Consider the following 24,491-nt stretch of genomic DNA (forward strand, 5'->3'; position numbering starts at 1 on the left):
TGCAATTTTGCTAATAAACAGAAATACAAGAAACTATAAAAGTCGGTCAAAGAGAGAGTTAAAGTGGAGTGGTATAAAAATTTTGGCCGAAATGAGAAATCTGTTCTTGCCGCAAGTTTGCTTGTTATTTTAGTTATTGTAAGTGGCTGGTTATGTGTCTGGCCGCAGCCCGCTTGCCCGGTAGCTCAACCGGCCTGTCATGATGCCGTAGACAGGCTCGGCTTTATCGGTGCGCTTATTAGCGCGGCTGCAACCTGCCTTATGGTCTGGTTTATCTGGTGGCGTGACAGCCGCAAGGAACGTGCCCAAAGGCGCGGCACGCTTTATGCTTTTTACGGTCATATCTGCTCTGTTCAGGCCAATTTAATGGAACAATCGGCTATAGCAATCGGAGCAATGAGACGCTATAGAGGCGGCGTTCCTTCCTCGATTATTTATATACCGAGCTACAGAATGCCAAGCTTGGAACATAATCTGTTGCTCTATGCCCATATGTCTGATTCACCAATTTTTAGCCGGTTGATTATAGAGTTAGAAAGTATTCTGGAATTTGTAAAATTGCAAAATAATGGTAAAAATAGTATACAGAACACGGGTTTTGATTTTTTTTGTAGGGAACGAGCTATTGCATTATGTGAATTGTTAAAACAGGAATGCCAGTCTTCTTCATCACAAATAGCAAATAGAATGGCGGATCCAAAAGATAAAATCGAAAAGCTCTACAAGCTATTAGAGCAAGGTCAGGAGGAAGAGGTCTTACCAAAAGAAGAGATTCTGCAAAATTATAAGGCAGAATTTTTGCCATAATTGGATCAGGGAGAAATATAGTGATAATAAGTTACATTTATAATTTTGAGCTTATCCTGTTTTCCAATTCCTCGGAGGGATTTGCACGAATCTTTATCGGTGCAGATAATATGAGTTCTATTCAAAATTTGACAGAAGCTATTTACCGGCGAGCACAGAAGGGCGGGTTCCAAAAATATTTTTCTGTCCATAAAGTGGAAATAGGTTACCGGCAATCTCCCCAAAAGCCTTCTTATGTCTGGAATGCGGAATTTCTGCTGGCTGAAATGCAAAAAGGGGCAGACATTATCCTTTATTTGCAAAAGCGGCAGGGAGCAGAATGGTTGAAGCCGGAAACTGAAAAGACGCAAGAAAAACGAGAAGTAAACAGGCAAGGCTCTTATAGCATGACATATAATCTCTCTTATGTCCGCTAATCTCTTGCCATAAGGAGGTGTTTACTAGCTTTTTAAAGCTGCCAGGTCTTTTTGGCCGGGCGTTTGGTGAGAATGGCCACCGCCTCACTATGCGGTGACCATAAAAACTGATCAATCGGCGTTATAGATTGCAAATGATAGCCGCCGGCCAATAAAATCACCATATCGCGCGCCAGGGTCACCGAATTGCAGGAAACAGCGACTACCGTTTTCACCGCTGATTTGGCAATTTCCCGCGCTTGCGCCTCTGCCCCGGCGCGCGGCGGATCAAAAACCAGCCCGTCATAGGCGGCCAGTTCGCGCGCGGTCAGCGGCTGACGGAATAAATCGCGCTGCTCACAGCTTATGCGCTTTAAAGCCGGCAGAGGCTTGCTGCTCGCTGCTGCCCAGACTGCCGGCACATTGTCGCCGGCTGCGCTGTTTTCCGCCACACTGCCTGCTGCCAGGCGGCCGGCCGCAATACGGTCTGCTGCTTTTCTCTCTTTTGCCTCACAGCCTTTTGCCTCAACATTGCCTGCTGCGATTTCCCTGCCTTTTTGCGCTGCGGCCGCAGCCGGCAAGGCGGCACTTTCCTGCGCCGCGGCAGCCGATGACGAAGCCGCCCCATGCGCGGCCGCCTGAACAGAAGCCGCCCGGGCAGCCGCCTGCGCCAAAGCGGCCAAGGCGGCTTTATTCTGTTCCACCGCATGAATATTGCTATTTTCCGCCAGCCGAAAGGTGAAACTGCCGCAACCGGCAAATAAATCCGCCACATTTTTGCAACGGCGCAGAGCGTGAGCAGCCAAAGCGCCCATATGCTCTTCTGCTCCGCGCACGGCCTGCAAAAAACCGCCGGGCGGCAAATCCACCGGCACAGTGCCGAAAAGCACAAACGGCCGGGTCAGATCGACAATAATTTCGGCGTCACTGCTCAGCCGCACAATATTGGCCGCTCTAGCCGTTTTTATTACATAATCAGCGCTGCGCAATTTTTCTTCTTCTTTTAGCGGCGGGGTCAGACCTTGCAGCGCTATATCCAGGCCGTTTTCCGCCGCTGTCAGCACAATATGGCAGCCTTCCCGCCGTGCCCGCAGCAGCGCCAATAGGTGGCGGAGAAAGGGCAGCGCCGCCACCAAAACAGGTTCAGCCACCGGGCACTGCTCCACGGCAATAATTTCATGGCTGTGCAGGCGGTTAAAGCCCAGTTGCAGCGCTCCCCCGCGCCAGCCCGTGCTTAAAACCAGCCGCCGCCGGCTCGCCGCGCCCACGCTGACAAGCGGCACCATGCGGCCGCTTATTTCTGCCTCGGTCAGGCCGGCCTGCGCCAAAACCTGCTTAAGCCGGCCGCGTTTCCATGACTGATAAGGCCTCTCCTGCCAATGTTGCAAAACACAGCCGCCGCAGGCGCCAAAATGGCGGCAGAGCGGCGCCTGCCGCTCAGGTGAGGCGCGCAGCACTTGTTGCAATATTGCCGCCTTGCCCGCGCCCGCCGCTATTTCCGCTTTCTCGCCCGGCAGAGTAAAGGGCACATAAACCGGGCGGCCGCCCAATATGGCAATGCCCTCGCCTTCTGCGCCCATATGGGTAATCTCCACCTCAGCCATTACCGGCGTCCTTATTATTTGTCTTCCGCCGGCCGGCCGGGCCAGGCTCCGGCTCAGCCAGGTGAAGCTCCGGCTCAGCCGCGCTCTGCTTTTTACCATAAAGCAAAAATTCCTGTGCCCCTTCTCCGCCGCTAATCGGGCTTACGCACAGGCCGCAAGCACGCCATTGCGGCAGGCTGTCCAACCAGTGATAAAGCTCTTGCGCTATCACCTTTGCCTGCGCTCTATCCAGTAATTGCCCACCTTTGCCAATATTTTCACGCCCGGCCTCAAATTGCGGCTTGACCAGCAAAACCGCCTTTGCCCCGGCGGCGGCCAGTTGCAGCACTGGCGGCAAAGCTAATTTCAGCGAAATAAAACTGACATCAGAAACAATAAAATCGGGCCGGTGCAAACCGTCTTTACCGGTAAAATGCGCCGCGGTCACCGCGCGGGCATTCAGCCCTTCATAAAGTGTCAGCCGCTTATCTGTGCGCAGATTTGCCGCCATTTGCCCATGACCGACATCAATGGCGGTTACATGGCGCGCCCCGCGCTCCAGCAAAACCTGGCTAAAACCGCCGGTAGAGGCACCAATATCCGCCGCTCTTGCCCCGCGCGGCGACAGGCCGAAACGCTCCAGCGCCGCCAGCAATTTTAGCGCCGCGCGCGAAATATAGGCGCGCGCCGGATCGGCTACCTCCAGCGCCGCGCCGGTCGCCACCAACAGCCCCGGCCTGGCCACTATCTCTCCCGCCAGCCGCACTGTGCCGCGCAAAACAGCATCACGCGCCCGGGCGCGCGAACCAAAAAAACCGCGCGCCACCAGCACATTATCCAGCCGCATTTTGCTCATATCTGCGCCCATAATTGCCCGCCGCTATTTTGCTTCATTTGTGATACGGCCTGTCAGATTCCGCCCTTCAATACAGATTTTGCCGTTGCAACAATACCCGCCGCCGACAGGCCGATTTGCGCCATTACCTGTTTCTGCTCCCCATGCTGCAAATAAGAATCCGGCAAAGTCAGAGTGCGGATTTTTAGCCCCGCGCGCCCGATTGCTGCGTCCAGCAGGCCTTTGCGGCTTAAAAATTGCAGCACTTGCGCGCCAAAGCCATTGCCGGCACCTTCCTCCAGAGTTATCAGCGCCTCATGCTCACGCGCCAGCCGCGCTATCAGCTCTTCGTCCAGCGGTTTGGCAAAACGCGCATCAGCGACAGTGACAGCAATCCCCTCTGCTGCCAATGCCTCAGCCGCAGCCAGAGCCTCATGCAATAAAGTGCCGAAAGAAAGCAGTGCCAGCCGGCTGCCCTCCCGCATTATGCGCCCTTTGCCTATCGGCAAAATTTCACCGCGCTGCGGCAGATCCGTCATTTCTCCCTCGCCACGCGGATAGCGGAAGGAAATCGGCCCGTCATCATAAGCGGCGGCCGTGCGCACAATGTGCATCAGCTCCAGATTATCAGCGGGAGCAGCCACAACAAAACCGGGCAGAGCTGTTAAAAACCCCGTATCAAAACTGCCGGCATGGGTGGCACCGTCAGCGCCGACAAAACCGGCGCGGTCAATAGCAAAACGCACCGGCAGCCCCTGCAGAGAGACATCATGCACAATCTGATCATAGCCGCGCTGCAAAAAGGTGGAATAAATAGCGACAAAAGGCTTGAAACCTTCGGCGGCCAGCCCGGCGGCAAAAGTTACCGCATGACCCTCAGCAATGCCGACATCAAACATGCGCCGGGGAAAATATTCGGCAAACCGGTCAAGCCCGGTACCGCCCGGCATGGCCGCGGTAATGGCGACAATTTTTTCGTCCCGGTGCGCTTCTTCCACCAGGCTGTCGGCAAAAACACGCGTATAAGAGGGTGTGTTGACCGCAGCTTTCACCTGCTCGCCGGTTTTGACATCAAAACGGCTGACACCGTGATATTTATCGCGCGCTTCCTCGGCCGGCGGGTAGCCTTTGCCCTTTTTGGTCACAACATGAATCAATACCGGCATTTGCCCGCCGCTGCCGGCGCTATGATCGCGCACATTTTTCAAAACCGGCAATAAATGGCTTAAATTATGCCCGTCTATCGGGCCGATATAATAAAAGCCCAATTCCTCAAACAAAGTGCCGCCGGTCAAAAAGCCGCGCGCATATTCTTCTGTCTTGCGCGCCGTGTCGGAAAAGAATTTCGGCAATTTGCGGCTCAAAGCGCGGGCGCGCCCGCGCAAAGCCAGATAGGCAGGGGCCGAAGCCAGCCGCGCCAGATAAGCGCTCATCGCCCCTGTCGGCGGCGCAATGGACATATCATTATCGTTTAAAACAACAATCAGATTAGCGTCCAGAGCGCCGGCATTATTCATGGCTTCAAAGGCCATGCCGGAGGACATGGCGCCATCACCGATAACCGCAATAATATTGCGTTTTTCGTGGGTGCGGCCGGCCTCTTTATCCTGCTCGGCCTGTAGTTTTTCTGCCATAGCCATGCCCAGCCCGGCCGAAATAGAGGTGGAAGAATGGCCGGCGCCAAACGGGTCATATTCACTCTCGCTGCGTTTGGTAAAGCCGGAAAGCCCGCCTGCCTGCCGCAGGCTGCGCATTTTGCCGCGCCGCCCGGTGATAATTTTATGCGGATAAGACTGGTGGCCTACGTCCCATATCAGCCGGTCATAAGGTGTATCAAACACATAATGCAGCGCTATAGTCAGCTCAACCACGCCCAGCCCGGCGCCCAAATGGCCGCCTGTTTGCGCAACATTATCAATCGTCTCGCGGCGCAATTCTGCTGCCAGCAGCGGCAAATCTTTTGCCGCTATTTTGCGCAAATCGGCAGGGCCGGCAATATTATCCAGCAAAACTGTTTCCGGTCGCGGCACATATACCTCCCTGGCCAAATCCGTTATCGGCACTTTGCAGTGCGGCTCCGGCCATAATGATTTAAAACGGCTTTTGTTTAACGCCTCGGTTTTAAGCATACCGGTGCAATAAAACAAGTTTTGTCAGGCAATCTGGCAAAAATAAACACAAATCCTGTCAAAATATGCCTGTAAAGATCTTTTGGCGGGCTTGATTGGGCGCCGGCCTGAAATTACAAGATAATTCATGACTATAGTCCAGCATATTACCTATTGGATTGCTCATTATGGCGGGCTGAGCTTTTTCCCGCTTATGTATGTCAATGCCCTTGGTCTGCCGCTTGTCCCGGCCGGAAGCCTGTTATTTGCCGGCTCTGTTCTGGCGGATAAAGGCAAAATTGATTTTAACACTATGCTGCTCGCCGCTTTTGCCGGCACATTTCTGGGCGGCCAGACTGCCTGGTATATCGGCCATTGGGGCGGGCAGAAACTTGTCGCCCGGCTGGCACATTTTCTTCATCTTGACCGGCAGAAATTCGCCGGATTTGCGGCCATGACAGCTACAAAAGGCGTGTATTTTGTTGTCATTGCCCGTTTTATCCCCCTCGCGCGGGAGTTTAACGGCTTAATCTGCGGCAGTCTCGGCATGAGCTTCGGCCGCTATCTGACCGGCAATTTTATCGGCGCTTTATTATGGGTTTTATGCTGGGGTGCCCTGCCCGATATTTTCGGCCATATTTTATAAAAACACGGCTTGCCGCCCGCACTCGGCGGCGGCCGGCACGGCTTCGCACGCCAATAAGATCGGCGCTAATCCAGCTTTTCCACTCCCTGCGGCGCGCCGGCAGAATCCAGGCGGATTTTTTCCACTTTATCTTCTGCCGCCTGCAACAGGTTTTCGCAATGTTTTTTCAGAGCTTCTCCCCGTTCATAAATGGCAATAGATTGTTCCAAAGGCACATCACCGCGCTCCAGGCGGCTGACAATCATCTCCAATTCCGCCAAAGCTTCTTCAAAACGCATTTTTCCAACCGCGCCCGCGCCTGCCGCCTTTTCTGCCGCTTTGCTCATGCCGCCTTATCTTTCGTCATTTATGCCGCCCTGCTGCACATCGCAGCAGGCGCCGATTATACAATATCTGTTGCACTAATATGAATGCCAAAACCCGTAAGCCCGACATAATGCCGCTCTTTCGAGGCCAGCAAAATAATGGAGCGCAACCCCAAATCGCGCAAAATCTGGGCGCCAAGGCCAATCTGCCGCCATTCTTCCTCGCGCAACTGCGCCTCTTTATGCGCCTCACCCCCTGCTGCGGTATTGTCGCGATAATGCCCGTCATCAGCGCCGCTATTCACACCGGCTGAGCCTTCACGCAAATAAACAAATACGCCGCGGCCATATTTTTCCCGCATGCGCCGCAGCATAAAATCCACTTCACGCCGGCGACCAAAAACATCGCTGAGCACGGCCTCGCGGTGAATGCGCACAGGCACATTGTCACCATCGCCAATATCGCCCAGCACCAGCGCCAAATGCTGCAAATTTTCAAAGGGCAACTGATAACTCAGCGCCTGCGCCCGGCCGGCGACAGTCTCTATCGGCATAGTGCCAATATGCTCCACCAGCCTCTCTTTATGGCGGCGCCGGCTAATCAAATCCGCCACGGTTACACAATGCAAACCGTGTTTCTCGGCAAAAGCAGCTATTTGCGGGCCGCGCATAACTGTGCCGTCATCATTCACCAGCTCACATAAAGCGCCAATGGGCGGCAAACCGGCCAAAAGGCATAAATCCACCGTAGCTTCCGTATGGCCGGAGCGCGTCAACACCCCGCCCTCACGCGCAATAAGCGGGAAAACATGACCCGGGCGGACAAAATCCTCCGCCCCGGCATTGGGATTGGCCAGATTACGCACGGTCAAAGTGCGGTCAGCCGCCGAAATGCCCGTTGTCGTGCCGTGCTTATAATCCACCGTCACCGTAAAGGCCGTGCTATGCGGCGAATCATTATCAGCTACCATTGGCGCCAGATTAAGGCGGCGCGCTTCTGCCTTAGGCATGGCGGCACAAACAATGCCGGAAGTATGGCGGACAATAAAAGCCATTTTCTCAGGCGTGCAATGCACAGCGGCAATAATCAGATCACCTTCATTTTCGCGGCCGCCATCATCTGTTACTACCACAATCTCACCGCGCGCAAAGGCCTCAAGCGCCGCGTCAACAGCATTTTCGTTTTTTTGTTCACTCATAATTTCCGGTTTTCCTGCCTTTATCCGATTTTTAAAATTATGCCGACAAACCTTGTCTTGCAACCGGCCTCGCCCCATTTTATTCCCAGATATTTCCCGGTATTTTATCGGTATAAGGAGTTGCGGTCAAATTATGCAACAGGTTTTGGCATAAATTTAACGGAAAATCTGCCGCGCACCGATAAAATACCATAATTGGGGGAGATAAGGCAGCCTCGCGGGTTTTGCCGCCGCCTGTCTTGCCGCCGCCAAAGCACGCAACTGAAAATTACAGCCCAGCCTGAGGAGCTGCCAATGCCTTTTACATTTTTCTTGCAACACTTTGCCCGCCGGCTTGCCCGTTTTGCCGGGTGCAGTTTGACGGCAGCGGTTTTGAGCATTGGTTTTGCCGCCGCCGCTTTAGCCGATAGCGCAGACGGCACAATTACCCGGATCGATGAGAGTGATAATAGTTTGACATTGAATAATGGCAGGCTTTACAAATTGCCGGGAGAATTTGATTATTCAAATTTTCGTGTCGGGCAGAAAGTCTCGGTATTTTATGATACTGACCCTTCCGGCTCTTATATAACCGATATTGAAGTGCAGGGTAAGCCGGCAGCGGATACTGACCCGGCCGAAAATAATGAGACCGTCAATAATAATGGCGAAGCAGATGATAGCGAGCGCTGAGGCAGAGCTGCCTCTTGCCCGGGGGCAATTTGCCGCCCTTAAAAACCTGACGGCGGCCGTTTTGCCGCAGCGCGTGCCAGCCTGTCATTTACCGCTTCGCCAAGACCTGACTGCGGTATTGGCTCCACGGCAATAAGGCCGCCGGTTTTGCTCACTATTTTATCCAGCCGCGCCAGATAGGCGAATAAATGCAAGGCCGCCTCCCTGACATCACCTTTTTCGCTTAAATTCAGCATAGCAACGGCTTTTTCATAGTTTTTTGCCCGGTTTGCGCCAAAGGCCAGCAAAGCCTCGCCCGGCCTGATTATCCGCGCCTTGAGCCGCAGCACAGCCTCAGGCGCATAATGTGACGGCAGCATGCCCGGCGCGGCAATCGCTGCACCCAAATTCTGCTTTATAACTGCCTGCCCGGCCGCCTCCTCTATTGCCTCCCGCGTCAGCCCGCCGGCGCGCAGCAGGCTGATTTCCCCTCCCTTTATAGCGAGAATTGTTGATTCTACCCCTATTGCGCAAGCGCCGCCATCGAGAATAAGCGGTATTTTACTGCCCAGAGCGCGCTCTACTGCCGGCGCCGTGGTCGGGCTGATACGGCCGGAAATATTGGCGCTTGGCGCGGCCAAAGGGCGGCCAAGCCTGGCAATAATATCGGCAAAAATACCTTGCGGGCAACGCACGGCCATAGTCGGCAGGCCGGCTGTCACCAAAGGGTGGATCAAACTGCCCGCCCGCAAGGGCAGGACAAAGCTCACCGGCCCGGGCCAGAAATGCCGCATCAATTTTCGCGATAAGGCGTCAATCTCAACATATTTATCCGCCATATCCGCGCCGCTGACATGGGCAATAAGCGGGTTAAATTGCGGCCGGCCTTTAGCCGCAAATATTGCCGCCACGGCCTGCCCGTTCATTGCATCAGCCGCCAGGCCGTAAACAGTCTCAGTCGGCAGCGCAACAATCTGCCCGGCAGCCAATAAAGCCGCAGCACGCGCAATATTTTTTTCATTAACGGGCACAATCATGGGCAGCCTGTATCCAACGGCGAAATCCCCCATTTTACCGAGAATTTAGCGCAAAAACCGCCTGTTTACAATCTGCTTGTCACCAGGCTGAGCCTTATTTGCGTATTATTCCTGCTGTCCGGCCGGGCAAAAAGGGCGATAAATCTTTCTCCCGCGCCGATAATGAGGCGTATGAGGCAGAATAGGCCGAAATCGCCGATTTTAAAAAAATTTATGGAGCCGGCCTTGCCGGTGATTAACGGCCTTAAGACCCGCAACAGGCAAAGCCCTGCCGTCATTTTTTGGCCAAAATCTTTAGCGGCGCAAAGGAAAAACGATGCAAACCGGGCACAGCGCCCATCTGCGTTAGAGCGGCCAAATGCTGCGCCGTGCCATAGCCCATATGCTTGCCAAAGCCGTAACCGGGATAGCTGCTCTCTGCCCGCTGCATCATTTTATCACGCATATTTTTGGCAATAATGGAGGCAGCGGCAACAGAAAGCGATCTTGCATCGCCCTTTATCAGGGCAAAAGCGCGGCAGCGCAATCTGGGCGGAATGTCGCGCCCATCTATCAGCGCATAATCGGGACAGAGCGCCAGGCCGTCCACAGCCATGCGCATAGCTGCCAGAGCAGCAGCCCGAATATTGCCGGCATCAATCACTCTGGCCGGCAGCGAGGCTATCGACACCGCCAAAGCTTTGGCCAGAATTTCTTCAGCTAAAGCAGCGCGCTGGAGCGCGCTCAGCTTTTTGGAATCGGCGACCCCTTGCGGCAAATTATCGGGATCCAGTATGACAGCCGCGGTCACCACCGGCCCGGCCAAAGGACCGCGCCCCACTTCATCAACCCCGCAAACGGCGCGCGCGCCCTGGCGGCGCAGCAAAGCCTCAGCGGCAAAATCCGGCTGAGCCGGGATAAAGGCAGCTTTCATCGCCAAAGCGGCAGAGTCTGAAGTAGCAACCGGCATTATAATACCCTTTATTTGCAATTTCGCCGCGCGGCCTGGGCCGGCCGGCGCCGATAATAGGCTTGATTACCGGCAATAAGCAAGGCGCGCGCCTGTCACAGCAGCAATAATTGCTCCTTTTTTTGCTGCGCTGCCGGTGCCCTGGCCGCAACACTGCCCGGCCTTTTTGCGCCGCCGGCATTGCCCGGCCTGTCTGCTGCCGGCCGCCAGGCGGCCGGCACATGGAACAAATGGCTGGTCAGGCGAATTTTTTGCCGGTTAAGGCCGTATTTTTCTGCCGCCAGTTGAAAGCGGCGCGCCAGCAAAACCGCCATAACACCCTGCCCGCACCCATGGCCGGGCGCCCCGGCATTATTTTCTTTGCCGCCGCGCAAGAGCCGCAACTGGCCAATAACACGCCGATATTTATCGGGATATTCTCGCAGCAGCCAATCTTTAAACAAGGGTGCCACCTCATAGGGCAGGCGCAAAAGCGTGTAATGAGCCGTTTCGGCACCGGCAGCGGCGGCGGCCCGCATAATATTTTCTATTTCGTGATCATTCAAAGCAGGAATAATCGGCGCCAGCATAAGCGAAACCGGCACATTTTGCTCGGCCAGCCGCTGCATGGCCTGCAGGCGCCGCGCCGGGGCGGCAGCGCGCGGCTCCAGCCGCCGCGCCAGCCTGTTATCCAGACTGGTAATAGAAAATGCCACATGCACCAGTTGCGCCTCAGCCAGAGCCGCCAGAATATCGCTATCGCGCAAAATCAAGGCTGATTTGGTGATAATATGCACCGGGTGGCGCGCTTCATACAGCACTTCCAGCAGTGAGCGGGTGATCTGATAGTGTTTTTCTACCGGTTGATATGGGTCAGTATTGCTGCCCAGCATGATAATGCGCGGTTGATAAGCGGGGTGCGCCAATTCGCGGCGCAACAGCGCCGCTGCCTCCGGCTTGGCAAACAGGCGCGACTCAAAATCCAGCCCGGCAGAAAGCCCCATATAAGCATGGCTCGGCCGGGCATAGCAATAAATACAGCCATGCTCGCAGCCGCGATAGGGGTTGATGGAATAATCATAAGGAATATCCGGCAAATCATTGCGGTTGATAATAGAGCGCGGTTTTTCTACCTGCACCTGGGTTTGCAGGCGGGCAGGCGGCCAATTTTCTTCCTCTTCTTCTGTCTGGTCGGCAGCAGCAGCCTCTATTGCCAGTTTTTCAAAGCGGCCTTTGGGGTTAAGCGCCGCCCCGCGGCCGCGGCGATAAGAGGCTGCCGCCCGGCCGGCCGCCATTATCTGATTGGCCGCTGCAAGGCAGTTTTCCCTGTCCTTTGGCACATAAGCAGCGCTTTGTCCCACTTCTGTCCCCCGCCCATAATTTTCCGGCATTTTATCGGCTTTGCCGGCAACAGGCCGTCCGCCAAAAGCTGCCTTATCGGCAGCCTCGGCCCGGTTTTGCAAATCCGGCGCAATAGATGTAAATTTTATCATAATATCCCTCATATATTCCCCGCTTGTTTACTGTTTACCGGCAAATTTAGAACAAATCAAGAACATTTAGCAGATACAGGTAAAATAATGACAAGGACGGGAAATAGAGGCGGCCGGCAGAATCGGCATGAGCGATAAAATCTCGCCGGCCTGAGTAACGCCAATGGCAAAATTCAAGCAGCCTCTGCCCTGCCGGCTGTCATGGCACCTTGTCAGGCGGCTTTGCCGCAAACAGGAAGATTGCGCCGATCTATTGCGGCAAAGGCGCGCCATTTGTTTTTGTTGCCAGCACAAAAAAGCCCGGCTGCTGCCGGCGGATAAAAGCAGCAGCAGCCTCTGCCGCTGCCATTGTGGCATAAAGGCCAAAGCAACTGGCGCCCGAGCCGGACATAGAGCACCAGGCAGCGCCGCTGGCCTGCAATAAAGCCAGATTATCGGCCAGAGCCGGCAGGGCGGCCAAAGCCGGCGGATATAAATCATTGCGCATCAGGCGTAAAAAGGCAACATAATCGGCAAAATTCATATCCGGCTTAATTGCCGGCTTTTGCAGCACAGGCGCATTATCTGCCTTTTTCAGCCGGGCAAAGACAGAAGCTGTGGCCAGTGCCGTGCCATTATTGATAATGACCGCCGGCAAAGCGGGGAAACAAGGCAAAGGTGTGAGCCTGTCTCCCCGTCCACGGGCAAGATAAGCGGATTGGCGGTAAAACCAGGCCAGGCACATAGGCACATCTGCCCCCAACTGCGCCGCTAATTGCATAAGCCGGCGCTGCACTGCCGGCTCTTCCGCCTTTATCGCCGCCAGCGCGCATAGCCCGATAAAGCAGGCCGCCGCATCGGCCGAGCCGCCGCCCAGCCCTGCGGCAGCCGGCAGAGTTTTGCTCAGGCGGATTGCCACCGGCGGCACAGATTTTGCCCCCAATAGCGCCCGCAAATTATCACGCGCGCGCAAAACCAGATTATCCTCTGCTCTGCCTGTATTGGCGGCAAAAGCGCCGGTAATGGCAAAACTGTCCTGCGCCGCCTTGCGGAAATGCAGCCTGTCGCCGGCAGCGCTAAAAGCGATCAGAGTTTCCAGCTCATGATAACCGTCTGCCCGCTTGCCTAAAACATGCAAAGCCAGATTCAGCTTTAGCGGCGCCTGCAGGGCAAAACCGGCCTCCCTTTGTGCCAAAGCAGTGTGACGCAAAGCGGCAAAAGAAGACATAATCAAAGCGGCTTTCTATAATCAATCTTCTTTAAGGCGATATTCGCCGGTTTTTTCATCACGCACCAGATCAACAGGCTCCTGCCCGCCGCCGGCTTTGTTTTCAGGCCGCCGGGGTGGCGGCGCTTTTCCCCGCGGCCTTTTTTTCAGCCAAAAGCTGCGCCCGCTCCAAAATACAAAGGCGACAAAGGCCAGAAGCAATAAATTGCGCGTCATTTCCTTACCCTTTGAGCGCCGGCCCGGCGGCAAAGGCAAAACTGTCGCCGGGCCTGAGCGAATATTCTCTTAATTCTCTGCCTATAAGCCGTAACGCGCATAAAGGCTGCGTTCCTCAGCCAGTTGGGCAGCAGTTTCCACCGCTCCTTCCGCCGCCTGCGCCGCCCAGCCGGCCTTACCCGCCCAGGCCGCCTGCACCGCGCCCGCCTGCTTGACCTGCCCCAAAAAATTGCGCGGCGAGGCAATCAGCTCCATTTTGGTCTTAGAGCCAAAACGCGCTTTTAAAATTGAACCTATATCGCCCAAATCATCAACCAGCCCCAATTCCTTACCTTTAAGCCCAGTCCAGAACATGCCGGTAAATATTGTGCCGTCATCGCGCAGCCGATCGCCGCGGCTTGTCTTTACCAGATCAATAAAAATTTCATGAATCTGCCGCTGCAAATCCTGCAAATGAGCAATATCGGCCGGCTTTTCCTCGGCAAAAGGGTCAAGCGAAACCTTGTTGACCCCTGCTGTGTAAACGCGCCGCTCCACGCCGATTTTCTTCAACAATTCAGGAAAGCCGAAAGAGGCGGAAACCACGCCGATAGAGCCGACAATAGAAGACGGATCAGCATAAATTTCATCACCGGCGCAGGCAATCATATAGCCGCCGGAGGCCGCCACATCTTCGACAAAAACCAGCACTTTTTTCTTGTGCTCAGCCGCCAGATCGCGAATACGGCGAAATATCAGGCGCGATTGCACCGGCGAACCGCCGGGAGAATTAACAATCAAGGCCACGGCCGGAGCATGCTTGGCGGCAAAAGCCTTTTCCAGCAAAGCAGCGCAGTTTTCCAGCGATAAAACAGTTTGCAGGCGGCCGCCTTTGGCGGCAATCATGCCGCTGAGCCGGACGACAGGAATAACAGGCGCAGCGGCAAAAAAACGCCGCGGCAGCAAAAATTTAAGCGGATTTTTCAAAACAAATCTCCTATATTGCCGGTTTTCCCGGCCTGCCATCACCAAATTTGCCTCCCGCCCCGGTTCTTCAAGGCTTTTAGCACAAAACGGCCAGGGGAACACAAATTTTTTGCCGACAAGTGCCGATTACCGCCGGCGCGCCGTCTTCCGCCGTTTTCCCTTGAATAGTCGCCCAATGAGAGGCTTTAATCAAACAGGCCTTGCCGGCCATTATTGACAGCATCGGCGCGCGGCAAAAAACCATGGCCGTCAGCGCCATGCAAAATGAGCGGCGGCATAAATTGCAAGGCGCTGCGGCTGCCCCTTATGCCGCGCAGGATAAAGCGAATAGCGGCATGCTCCTCACGCGGGTAAACCGGCACAATCTGCAAAGCGCCAAACCGCCCGCGACAGGCGGCCAGAACATCATTGAGCGATTGCGGCCGCGCAATCAGCGCCAGGCCGCCCTGCGGCCGCAAGGTCACCGCCGCCGTGCGCAGCCAGTCTTCCAGCAGCCCCTCACGCAAAATATGCGCCCGCGCTTTTTCATCATCAGGCGTAGGGCGGTCACGCCGATCATTAAAAGGCGGATTCATCAGCACAAAGTCAAACATATTATCCGCCAGCCCGGCAAAAGCCCGCGCCTGCCCTTTGAGGCCAATATCGGCGGCAATTAGCCGCACCCGCCCGGCAAAGGCGGCATTAAGCGGCTCATTCAGGGTTTTTTGCGTATAATCCAGCATAAAGGCAGAATTTTCAACCAGCGCCAGCCGCGCCTGCCGGCAGCGGGCAAGCGCCGCCAGGCCGACAGCACCGCTGCCGGCGCCGAAATCAGCCGCCAGACCGGCAAAATCCCGCGGCAGACAGGCGGCCAGAATCATGGCGTCAATGCCGGAGCGATGCCCGCAGCGGCGCGGTTGTATCAGACAAAAACGACCGCGATGAAATATATCCCTGCTATAATCTTCTGCTTTATCTTTTGCCATTGCGCCCGGAATTTTGCCTGCTTTCTCTTTATATCAGCCCATGAGTTATGTGCCTGTTGCCGTTTTCCTGCCTTGCGCGCGAGAAAACGCCTTGCTTAAACTTCAGGATAAATTATAAGAAAGGCGTCTGTGCAAAACCTGCCTGTTCAGTCTCTTCCCTGTTGCGGTTTTGCACAAATTTGCTCCAGGCGCGAATAGAGACAACCGGCAGTTTTAATAAAAGCGGATAAAATCAGATTATGCAAGCCTCCATTGAACCTTTGACAAAATTGACATTGCCCGATATGCAGGCTGTCAACAGGCTTATTCTTGCCAGCGCCGGCTCCGATGTTGACATGATACCGCAAGTGGCAAACCACCTTATTTCTTCCGGCGGCAAGCGGCTGCGCCCAATGCTGACCCTGGCCGCGGCCAAAATGTTCGGCTATAAGGGCGCCCATCATGTCACACTGGCCACAGCGGTAGAATTTATGCATACGGCCACATTGCTGCATGATGATGTGGTTGATGAAAGCGGTCTGCGCCGCGGCAAATCTACCGCCCGCATAATCTGGGGCAATCAGGCCAGCGTGCTGGTAGGTGATTTTTTGCTGGGGCAGGCTTTTAAAATGATGGTGGAAACCGGCTCCCTGCCCTGCCTTGAGGTTTTATCCCATGCTGCCACTGTCATTGCCGAAGGTGAGGTTATGCAGCTTGCCGCTGCCGGGCATATGACAACAGAAGAAGGCACTTATCTCACTATTATCAAGGCCAAAACAGCGGTTTTATTTGCCGCGGCGGCAGAAGTCGGCGCCATTATTGCCGGAGAAAATGGGGAAACACGCCGGAATATGGCCGCTTACGGCAAAAATCTCGGCCTTGCCTTTCAACTGGTCGATGATGCGCTGGATTATGGCGGGCAAACTGCTGAGCTGGGCAAAAATATTGGCGATGATTTCCGTGAGGGGAAAATTACCCTGCCGGTTATTTTGAGCTATATACGCGGCAATGCGGCAGAAAAAGCCTTTTGGCGGGGTGCTATGGAACAGGGCAATAATAATGAGGCCGCGCTTGAACGGGCGCTGGCCCTTATCAGCAATTATCAGGCACTGGAAGACACAATAAAGGCAGCGCGGGATTTTGGCAATAAAGCGCGGGCGGCACTGGCGGATTTTGCCGATACGCCTTATAAACAGGCGCTGATGCAGGTGGTTGACTTCTGCGTCAATCGTGTCACGTAACAAAGCCGGCGGCGCTCTCAACCCATATACAAGCCGCCGCTATAATTATGGGAATGACTGCAATTTTCGCCCGCAAGCGCCTTGTGGCCAGGCAGCACGAAAGACAGATTATGCCGGTTAAAAAATCTTCCTGCTTTTATAAAGCCCTGCTTCTTGCCGGCATAATATCGGGCCCGGCACCTTTATGGCCGGCTGTTTTGGGTAAAGGGCTGTTTGCCGGCACTACCGCTTTCGCCGCAATAAAGAGTGACACAGTTTCGGCGCAAAGCTTTTCCGGCGCTTATCTGGCCGGCTCTTATGCCGCCAGTCAGGGCAGTCCTTATGCCGGTGCCTATTTCCGCCTTGCTTTATCTTTCCGCCCGCATGATAAAATAGCGCAGCGCGAATTACTGCTCAGCCTGATTGAAGACGGCAATTATACGCAGGCCGTGCAGACAGCAGCAGCTATGCGCGCTGATTCCGACCCTGCTATCCGGCCGATTGTGCAGTTGGTTCTGGCCGCTGCGGCGTTTAAAAAGCAGCATTATGCCGAGGTCAATGCGACTGTTGGCGCAACCAAAGGCGATAATGAATCGCTATTATGGGTTTTCTTTACCTCATGGGCGGATTACGGCAGCGGACGAAAGGCAAAAGCCTTACGCAATTTGCAGCGGGCGCATTTTTCAGAATGGTATAGTTTTTTAAGCTGTTACAATACGGCCCTGATGCAGGATTTGAGCCGTAATACTGCCGAGGCCGCCGCCGCCTATGAAAAAGCGCTGAAATATAAACAATTAGCTGAAATGGCGCCGGAAGCCTATGAACATTTGCTGACAGCCTATATAAGTTTTATCCAGCGGCTGCATGGCAAACAGGCAGCAATAAAGCGGCTTGACCGGGCGCAGGCCGGGCCGGGCGCCCCCGCCCCAATAGTGCAGACCTTGCGCCGCCGGCTGGAACAGGGGGAGATTATCCCTCCTATTGTTAACAATCCGGCGCAGGGAGCGGCAGAATTTGCTTATGATACAGGCAGCACATTTTTGCGCGCCGGGGAAGATCTTTATGCCGATATTTATTTGCAGACCGCCTTGTTTTTATACCCTGAAAATGAGGCGGCTCTTTTCCGGCTCGGCATTCTGGCGGCCAAAAGCGGCCGTAGGGAAAAGGCGCAGGCAGCCTTTGCCCGCATTGCGCCAAATTCGCCTTATTTTGATGATGCCGAATTATTGCTGGCTCTCGGCCTGAACCGGAAGCTGGCCGATAGAGCCAAAACCGATAAAAAAGATACACAGGCAGCGGCTGAGCTGGAAAAAATGATTGCCCGCTCGCCCGATAAAGCGCCGCTGCAAAATGTGCTGGCCAATATTTACCTGCAAAACGGCAATTATTCTGCCGCTATTAACCTGCTCAACACTATGATAAGCAGGTTGACCAGGCCTGAGGGAAAAGATTGGAGCCTGTATTTCCAGCGTGGCATTGCTTATGAAAGAAGCAAAAACTGGCCGCAGGCGGAAGAAAATTTTCGTGAAGCGCTGCGCCTTTCGCCGCAAAATGCCGATGTGCTGAATTATTACGGCTATTCGCTGACGGATCGCGGCATAAGGCTGGAAGAAGGGCTGGATATGGTGCGCAAGGCGGCGGATTTGCGCCCGCAGGACGGCGCGGTAATTGATTCGCTCGGCTGGGCCTATTACAAGCTCGGCCGCTATGATGAGGCGGTTACCACTTTGGAAAAAGCCGTGCGGCTGGAGCCGGGAGAATCTTCCATTAATGACCATTTGGGGGACGCTTATTGGAAAATCGGCAGAAAGCTGGACGCAGTTTTTCAGTGGAATCACGCTTTGGCTTTTAATCCTGAGCCGGAGGAAGAAGCGGCGATCAAAACCAAGCTGCAATTCGGCCTGCCACCGGCCGCAACCGCAAAAACGGCAGAGAATATTGCCGGCAAAAGTGATAACAGCGCCAATCCCGGCCGCTGACCGGGCTGGCGCAGCCGGCAGGCCGCGCCTGTTTTTTTTGCAACGGCTTTATCAGCCGAAACAGAACAGGGCAAGCCGGCCGCAGCCAAAGTGCACCGCTGCACAAATGCCGGATCTGCCGCAGCGGCGCCAGGGATAAAGGATAAAGGCAGGATTTTGCGGCAAAGGCCGGCTTTAGGGCTTGGCTTTGGCAGAAATTCGCCTATAAAGGCTAAAATGCTGTTTCTGCTTTAAGCCGCATTTTGGCGGCAGTAGCCAGTTCAAAGGGATTGGATTTGTGAGCCTGCCTGTTTATCTTGACCCGCGCCGCTCCTTTCAGGGGCTGATTTTAACGCTGCAAACTTATTGGGCAGATTATGGTTGCGCCCTTCTCCAGCCTTATGATATGGAAGTGGGCGCCGGCACATTTCACCCTGCCACTACTTTGCGCGCTTTGGGGCCAAAACCGTGGCGGGCGGCTTATGTCCAGCCCTGCCGCCGCCCGGCAGATGGCCGCTATGGCGAAAATCCCAATCGTTTGCAGCATTATTACCAGTTTCAGGTTATTTTAAAACCTTCGCCGGAAAATTTGCAGGAGCTTTATCTCGGCTCGCTCAAGGCAGTCGGGCTTGATGCAGACAGGCATGATATTCGCTTTGTTGAAGATGATTGGGAAAGCCCGACTTTAGGCGCCTGGGGGCTGGGCTGGGAATGCTGGTGTGACGGTATGGAAGTGTCGCAATTCACCTATTTTCAGCAGGTTTGCGGCATTGAATGCGCCCCTGTATCCGGTGAGCTGACCTATGGGCTGGAGCGCCTGGCCATGTATTTGCAAAATGTTGATAATATTTATGAGCTGAATTTTAACGGCCGCACCGGCGCGGCAAAAATAAGCTATGGCGATATTTTCCTGCAGGCGGAGCAGGAATATTCGCGCTATAATTTTGAATATGCCGATACGGCCCTGCTGCATCGCCATTTTATCGAGGCAGAAAAAGAGTGCGGCGCTCTTCTGGCCGCCGGCCGGCCGGTAGAAAAAGGCTGCTCTTATCGCTGTGTCCTGCCCGCTTATGATCAATGTATCAAAGCCAGCCATATTTTCAACCTGTTGCAGGCGCGCGGCACTATTTCAGTAACCGAGCGGCAAAGTTACATTTTGCGTCTGCGCAATTTGGCGCGTGCTTGCGGTGAGGCTTTTCTGCAAACGCAGGGCGGCGGTTTTACCCCGGCAGTGCCGCCGGCAAGAACAGTTGAAAAACAGACCAATAGCGGCGAGACGAGCCATAAGACAAAAAATAAAAAGTAAAGATTGTACCTATGCCTGACCTTCTTCTGGAACTTTATAGCGAGGAAATACCGGCTTTTATGCAGCGCCCGGCGGCTGAAAACCTGAAAAAACAGGTTGAAGAAGCGCTGGCGGAGAAAAAGCTGGCTTATGCGCATGCGCATATATATTGGACCCCGCGCCGTTTGGTTTTGCATATAAGCAATCTGAGTGAAAAATCACCTGATAGGCAGGAAACGCGCAAAGGCCCCGCAATTACAGCGCCGCCGGCAGCCGTGGCGGGTTTTTTGCGCGCCGGCGGGCTGACATCGCTTGACCAGGCGACAATCCTCACTGATCCCAAAAAAGGCGCCTATTACAGCGCCGCAATCACCCATAAAGGCCGGGCGGCGCGGGATATTCTGGCTGAAATTCTGCCGGAAATTATTCGTAATTTTTCCTGGCCGAAGTCCATGCGCTGGGGGGCAGATTCTGCCCGCGAAGGTGCCTTGCGCTGGGTGCGCCCGCTGCATTCTGTTTTATGTGTGCTGTCCACGGATACGCAATCCGATATTGTAGAATTTAATGTCGGCTCCATTAAATCAGGGCGCGCCACTTTCGGCCACCCTTTTATGTATGGGCGCAAGCCGATAAATGTGCGGAATTTTGACGATTATGCCGCCAGATTGACCAAGGCCAAAGTGGTTCTGGACGCTGGGCGGCGCAAGGAGATTATCCTGGCTGATGCGCGTAATCTCTGCTTTGCCCGCGGGCTGGAACTGGTGGAAGATGAGCGCCTGGCGGAAGAAGTGGCCGGGCTGGTGGAATGGCCGGTAGTGCTGTCCGGAACATTTGCCGAGCGCTTTTTGGCTATCCCGCCGGAAATTATCCGCCTGACAATTAAGACCAATCAAAAATGTTTTGTCACTCGCCTTATGCCGGCAGCCAAAACGGCAGCCGGGCAAATAGAAAAAATGGCCGGCCCGCATGAGCATCATGACAAAAAACTGGCAAATTATTTTATTCTGACAGCCAATATTGAACCAAAAGATAAAGGCGAAGAAATTATTAAAGGCAATGGCAAAGTTGTGCAGGCGCGCCTGGCTGATGCCCTTTATTTCTGGCAGACAGATCAGAAATCTCTGCCTGATCTGCCGCTATTGCGCCAATCGGCAGAAAAATTTGCTCTTGATATGCACAAGCCGCTGGATCAGCGCATGGCGCAACTGGATTATCTTAATGTCACTTTCCATGCCAAATTAGGCACGCAAGGGGCGCGCGTGGCGCGAATTATGGCGCTGGCGGCCAAAATTGCTCCGCTGACGGGGGCAGAAAGTAAGGCGGCTCGCCGGGCAGCCGCCTTGGCCAAGGCCGATTTGCAGACAGAAATTGTCGGCGAATTTCCTGAAATGCAGGGCCTGGCGGGGCATAAATATGCTCTGCTGCAGGGCGAAAATGCCGCTATTGCCGCGGCAATAGAAGAACATTACAAGCCGCAAGGCCCCAAAGATAATGTGCCGCGCAATCCTGTCTCTGTCGCCGTGGCGCTGGCTGATAAAATTGATATTCTGGTCGGCTTCTGGCTGATAAATGAAAAACCGACCGGCTCTAAAGATCCTTACGCTCTGCGCCGCGCCGCTTTGGGGGTGATTCGCCTGGTTTTGGCGCAAGACCGGCCGCTTCATTTACTGCCTTTATTTCGTGAAGCGGCGCATTTATTGCATATATCTATTGTGGAGCAGCATATGCAAAATTTTGCCGGCAGCAAAATTTCTGCTGCAACCGGCCAGAACGGCGCTGCATTGCGGCCGGCGGAAGAAGAAAAACATTTTGAAGAGCAGTTAATTGCCGGAGCAGACGCTGCTTTGCGCGATTTGCTCGGCTTTTTTCATGAGCGTTTTAAAGTCTGGCTGCGGGAGCAAGGCGCGCGCCATGATGCCATAGAGGCCGTATTAACGGCGCAGAGTGATGATTTGCGGCAAACAGCGCGCAAAATAGAGGCTGTGATTGCTTTTATCGGCAGCACTAATGGTGCAGCTCTGTTAAATGGAGCAAAGCGCGCCCTTAATATTCTGGCAGCGGAGGCCGGCAAAAAGACACAAATTGCCGCGCAGGTTGACCCGGTAGAATTTACTGCCAAAGAAGAGACAGCGCTTTATGATGCTGTTTTTCAGACTGAGAAAAAACTGCAAGCGCTGCCGGCAGAGGATAATTTCAGTGACGCTCTGGCGGCATTGGCGGAGTTGCGCGCACCGATTGACGCTTTTTTTGAAAAAGTGCTGGTCAATGACGAAAATACCACCCGGCGGGCCAATCGTCTGGCTATTCTGGCGCGTATTCGCAATCTGCTCACCCCGCTGGCGGATTTTAGCAGGCTGAATGGGTAAACGACCCTTACGCTCCCGGCTCATAACGCCCCGGTCATAGAGAGAGGGGCAGATGATAAATGGCAGCGGTTACCTTACAGTTTTGACTATAGCCCGTTTCCGGAACCGCTTGCCGGGCTATAATGGCGGTGATATGAAAGCTGCTTTTCCAGCCGGCAATATGGCGGGGGAAAATACAATGAGGGGCTGGCAAAACGCCGCGCCGCTGGATTGGGCAATGTTTAGCGGCAAATATGATGGCGGCTTTAACGGCGCTCCGAAAGTATGGCAGTGGCCAAAGCCGGTGCCGACAGGCTATATGGGGCTGGGCGATATTTTCCCCGGCCAAAAACCAAAAAGGCAGGATTATGCCGGGTATCCTGTCGGGTGGAATGGTGAAAAAACAAAAATCATAGAAGTTGATGAAAATGTTTAAAATTATAGCGGCTATTATAGCCGCTTTTTTTATTGTCTGCCTGCTCTGATAAATTCTGGCAGGGCTATGATAATTTTGTAGATGGAGCAAATAAAAATCTGCAAATGCAGTCGGCTCCGCGGGCGCAACACCCTCAACCGGCTCCCGCGCTTAATATTGATGGCAGCGGGATTATATATAATTATGGTGATGATGTTGATTGCTTGCGAAGGCAGGTAAGAGATTTAGAAAACCGATAATGATAGTTTCAGTTTACAATTAAAGGCAATTACAAAATGCCGGCATGATATAGCCCCCCAACCGCGTCGACAAGCCGGGCACATGGTCGCTAACAGCCGTCAGGAGTGCCTGGCCGCAGTATCTATTATGCTGACGGTTACCACGATCGTATCTTTATAACTGCCTATTGGCGGCGTTGCCTGAGCCGGAATAGTGCCGATAACACTATAGTTCAAACCCGCAGGCAGGCCGTTACCAAGACCAGTCCATGTTTCCGGATCAAGAGAATAGGAAACCGCATCGGTGCCGTTGATCATATGGCGCGTATTGTTGCTATAATTTAAACCATTATCAAGACTCACGGCAAAATCTGTCCCGGCGGAGCAATCAACAGTAACATTAGCCGTTGTGGTTACGGCATTTCTCAGGCTGAACTGCCGCGGAAAGACCATATCGCTCACGCTGGCAATGTTGCAATAGGTTTTAACATTGATAGTAACGCTGGTTGAGCTGTAAACATTAGGATCGCCGCCAATATCGCTGGTAGCGCTGCCGCAAGTATTGGGATTGGTAATTGCGTCATTTTCTCCTATCTGGTGAATGGTGAAATGGGTTACCGCATTATTATAATTATATTTGCCTTCGGCCAGGCTGGTTACAGCATCATTACCTTCAAGTTTCAGGGTAATCGGACTGTGCACGGAATAAGTCAGATCATCTAGCCTGGTGGCTATGCCGGTTATATTATATTGGCTGGTGCCGAGGCCGCCAACACGCACCCCGTCTGAATAAAAATTAAACCCTATCTCATTCCTGGCGTTTAAAGTGGCGTAGCGATAGCCGTTACGCAGAGTGGTGGGCCCGTGAATGTGCCAGCAAAAGGTCACTTTATTGCCGCTATCTATCCGCCCGGCCACTGTATCGCGCAGAGTGCATGTCCAGTCCATACTGCCCGAAACATCGGGAGCCTTATGGATATTGCCAATATTGACTGTTGCCAGATCTAAATTAGCAATAACACATCTTGCCCCCGGCACAGTTCGATTCGCAGCATAACCGGCAGGAGATAAAAAGACACTCAATAATAAAACCAAACCGACAAAACGCACAATGTGCCCCCGTTAAACCTGACGCAAAAGTCGAATCACTGCGGCCGAGACTAATATTATAAATTACTTTATGCAATAAATATTTTAAATTATCTTGATACGGCAATCTCAAAGACACGTTACGGACAGAGACAGTGCATTTGCTCCGCCTTCGTTCCCTGGCTGCGGCATAGCCGGCAGCGTAAATACAGATAGCAGCCGATAAGACAAGCTTGAGGGGCCAATATAGCCGGATAAAAGGTTTTGGAATTTTTGACACGCGGTTTTGGAATCTTTTCGCTGTCAAAATCAAGCTTTTGAAGCGTCAGTCAAAGGGTCTGCAAAAGCGTTTTGAAAGGAGCAGAAATTTCGCACGCCAATATTTATCCGCGCACAAGCCGGTTAAGTCTGGTTTTGCAGAGCAATTTATAAATAACTATTCCCAGCCCAAAGGCAGCAATGGTCGCGCCGACACTAGGCATGACAGGCGGAACTGTTTGCTTGCTTTTGAGCCAGACAGCACAATGAACAATCATCAAGTGCCAGAGATAAAGAGAATAAGCCGCAGCAGAAAGAACACCTGCTATTGCACAGGTTTTCTGCCCCATTTCATAATCCTG

At 53.7% G+C, this 24,491-nt stretch carries 21 protein-coding genes and 2 pseudogenes; 9 read left to right on the forward strand and 14 right to left on the reverse strand.

The genetic code is table 11. The features are described from left to right. The first annotated feature begins 63 nt into the window (after window positions 1–63). A complete protein-coding gene (locus DPQ22_RS04725; RefSeq protein ID WP_150213639.1) occupies window positions 64–807 on the forward strand; it encodes a hypothetical protein in 744 nt (247 codons plus the stop codon). A gap of 110 nt (window positions 808–917) precedes the next feature. Continuing rightward, on the forward strand, window positions 918–1,223 hold the full coding sequence (locus tag DPQ22_RS04730) for a hypothetical protein (RefSeq protein WP_150213642.1): 306 nt from the start codon (window positions 918–920) through the stop codon (window positions 1,221–1,223). Window positions 1,224–1,255: 32 nt separating this feature from the next. On the opposite strand, the gene DPQ22_RS09325 is transcribed toward DPQ22_RS04730, so the two are convergent. The 3 genes and pseudogenes from DPQ22_RS09325 to dxs form a co-directional block, all read right to left on the reverse strand. Then, window positions 1,256–2,806, reverse strand: a complete 1,551-nt coding sequence (locus tag DPQ22_RS09325; protein ID WP_320411416.1) for a hypothetical protein — start codon at window positions 2,804–2,806, stop codon at window positions 1,256–1,258. Window positions 2,807–2,894: 88 nt separating this feature from the next. Continuing rightward, window positions 2,895–3,653 (reverse strand): annotated as a pseudogene (locus DPQ22_RS04740) (TlyA family RNA methyltransferase); the annotation flags it as partial. A gap of 41 nt (window positions 3,654–3,694) precedes the next feature. Then, on the reverse strand, window positions 3,695–5,650 hold the full coding sequence (dxs, locus tag DPQ22_RS04745) for a 1-deoxy-D-xylulose-5-phosphate synthase (protein ID WP_150213644.1): 1,956 nt from the start codon (window positions 5,648–5,650) through the stop codon (window positions 3,695–3,697). 226 nt (window positions 5,651–5,876) lie between these two features. On the opposite strand from dxs, the gene DPQ22_RS04750 reads away from it, so the two are divergent. Continuing rightward, complete coding sequence (locus DPQ22_RS04750) at window positions 5,877–6,374, forward strand: DedA family protein (protein WP_150213646.1); 498 nt, start codon at window positions 5,877–5,879, stop codon at window positions 6,372–6,374. A 65-nt stretch (window positions 6,375–6,439) separates the two neighbouring features. Here DPQ22_RS04750 and DPQ22_RS04755 read toward each other — a convergent pair whose 3' ends face one another. After that, entirely contained in the window at window positions 6,440–6,700 is a 261-nt protein-coding gene (locus tag DPQ22_RS04755) for an exodeoxyribonuclease VII small subunit (RefSeq protein WP_256371554.1), read from the reverse strand. Between the two features lie 56 nt (window positions 6,701–6,756). Next, the gene (ribB, locus tag DPQ22_RS04760; protein ID WP_150213648.1) at window positions 6,757–7,878 is read right to left on the reverse strand and encodes a 3,4-dihydroxy-2-butanone-4-phosphate synthase; all 1,122 of its coding nucleotides are present in this window, start codon (window positions 7,876–7,878) and stop codon (window positions 6,757–6,759) included. A gap of 294 nt (window positions 7,879–8,172) precedes the next feature. Here ribB and DPQ22_RS04765 point away from each other — a divergent pair, with 294 nt between their 5' ends. Then, window positions 8,173–8,550, forward strand: a complete 378-nt coding sequence (locus tag DPQ22_RS04765) for a DUF1344 domain-containing protein (protein WP_150213650.1) — start codon at window positions 8,173–8,175, stop codon at window positions 8,548–8,550. A 38-nt stretch (window positions 8,551–8,588) separates the two neighbouring features. Here DPQ22_RS04765 and DPQ22_RS04770 read toward each other — a convergent pair whose 3' ends face one another. The 7 genes from DPQ22_RS04770 to DPQ22_RS04800 form a co-directional block, all read right to left on the reverse strand. Then, window positions 8,589–9,566 (reverse strand): L-threonylcarbamoyladenylate synthase, encoded by a 978-nt coding sequence (locus DPQ22_RS04770; RefSeq protein WP_150213724.1) that lies wholly within the window; start codon window positions 9,564–9,566, stop codon window positions 8,589–8,591. A 274-nt stretch (window positions 9,567–9,840) separates the two neighbouring features. Continuing rightward, window positions 9,841–10,515 carry a ribonuclease HII gene (locus DPQ22_RS04775; RefSeq protein ID WP_150213652.1) on the reverse strand — a complete coding sequence of 225 codons (675 nt, stop codon included), beginning with the start codon at window positions 10,513–10,515 and terminating at the stop codon, window positions 9,841–9,843. 95 nt (window positions 10,516–10,610) lie between these two features. After that, a complete protein-coding gene (locus DPQ22_RS04780) occupies window positions 10,611–11,885 on the reverse strand; it encodes a PA0069 family radical SAM protein (protein WP_150213726.1) in 1,275 nt (424 codons plus the stop codon). A 352-nt stretch (window positions 11,886–12,237) separates the two neighbouring features. After that, the gene (locus DPQ22_RS04785; RefSeq protein ID WP_150213654.1) at window positions 12,238–13,194 is read right to left on the reverse strand and encodes a 4-(cytidine 5'-diphospho)-2-C-methyl-D-erythritol kinase; all 957 of its coding nucleotides are present in this window, start codon (window positions 13,192–13,194) and stop codon (window positions 12,238–12,240) included. A gap of 21 nt (window positions 13,195–13,215) precedes the next feature. After that, entirely contained in the window at window positions 13,216–13,410 is a 195-nt protein-coding gene (locus DPQ22_RS04790) for a hypothetical protein (RefSeq protein ID WP_150213656.1), read from the reverse strand. An 81-nt stretch (window positions 13,411–13,491) separates the two neighbouring features. Continuing rightward, window positions 13,492–14,376 (reverse strand): S49 family peptidase, encoded by an 885-nt coding sequence (locus DPQ22_RS04795; protein WP_246681489.1) that lies wholly within the window; start codon window positions 14,374–14,376, stop codon window positions 13,492–13,494. Between the two features lie 185 nt (window positions 14,377–14,561). Next, on the reverse strand, window positions 14,562–15,341 hold the full coding sequence (locus DPQ22_RS04800) for a tRNA1(Val) (adenine(37)-N6)-methyltransferase (protein ID WP_150213658.1): 780 nt from the start codon (window positions 15,339–15,341) through the stop codon (window positions 14,562–14,564). 239 nt (window positions 15,342–15,580) lie between these two features. Here DPQ22_RS04800 and DPQ22_RS04805 point away from each other — a divergent pair, with 239 nt between their 5' ends. The 5 genes and pseudogenes from DPQ22_RS04805 (at window position 15,581) to DPQ22_RS04825 (ending at window position 22,564) form a co-directional block, all read left to right on the forward strand. Continuing rightward, complete coding sequence (locus DPQ22_RS04805; protein WP_150213660.1) at window positions 15,581–16,561, forward strand: polyprenyl synthetase family protein; 981 nt, start codon at window positions 15,581–15,583, stop codon at window positions 16,559–16,561. A 47-nt stretch (window positions 16,562–16,608) separates the two neighbouring features. Beyond that, window positions 16,609–18,519: a tetratricopeptide repeat protein gene (locus DPQ22_RS04810; protein ID WP_150213663.1), complete on the forward strand. Its 1,911-nt coding sequence runs from the start codon at window positions 16,609–16,611 to the stop codon at window positions 18,517–18,519. A gap of 268 nt (window positions 18,520–18,787) precedes the next feature. Next, a pseudogene (locus DPQ22_RS04815) lies at window positions 18,788–19,717 on the forward strand (glycine--tRNA ligase subunit alpha); the annotation flags it as partial. A 98-nt stretch (window positions 19,718–19,815) separates the two neighbouring features. Further along, entirely contained in the window at window positions 19,816–22,149 is a 2,334-nt protein-coding gene (gene glyS / locus DPQ22_RS04820) for a glycine--tRNA ligase subunit beta (protein WP_150213666.1), read from the forward strand. Between the two features lie 52 nt (window positions 22,150–22,201). Continuing rightward, entirely contained in the window at window positions 22,202–22,564 is a 363-nt protein-coding gene (locus tag DPQ22_RS04825; RefSeq protein ID WP_150213668.1) for a hypothetical protein, read from the forward strand. Window positions 22,565–22,902: 338 nt separating this feature from the next. On the opposite strand, the gene DPQ22_RS04830 is transcribed toward DPQ22_RS04825, so the two are convergent. Together DPQ22_RS04830 and DPQ22_RS04835 are read right to left on the reverse strand one after the other, a co-directional pair. Further along, window positions 22,903–23,892 carry a Csu type fimbrial protein gene (locus DPQ22_RS04830; protein WP_150213670.1) on the reverse strand — a complete coding sequence of 330 codons (990 nt, stop codon included), beginning with the start codon at window positions 23,890–23,892 and terminating at the stop codon, window positions 22,903–22,905. A 362-nt stretch (window positions 23,893–24,254) separates the two neighbouring features. Beyond that, entirely contained in the window at window positions 24,255–24,479 is a 225-nt protein-coding gene (locus tag DPQ22_RS04835) for a hypothetical protein (protein WP_150213672.1), read from the reverse strand. Between the last annotated feature and the right edge of the window lie 12 nt (window positions 24,480–24,491).

This window comes from Candidatus Tokpelaia sp. (assembly GCF_008636115.1).
In the GTDB taxonomy this organism is placed as follows: Bacteria; Pseudomonadota; Alphaproteobacteria; order Rhizobiales; family Rhizobiaceae; genus QLZD01.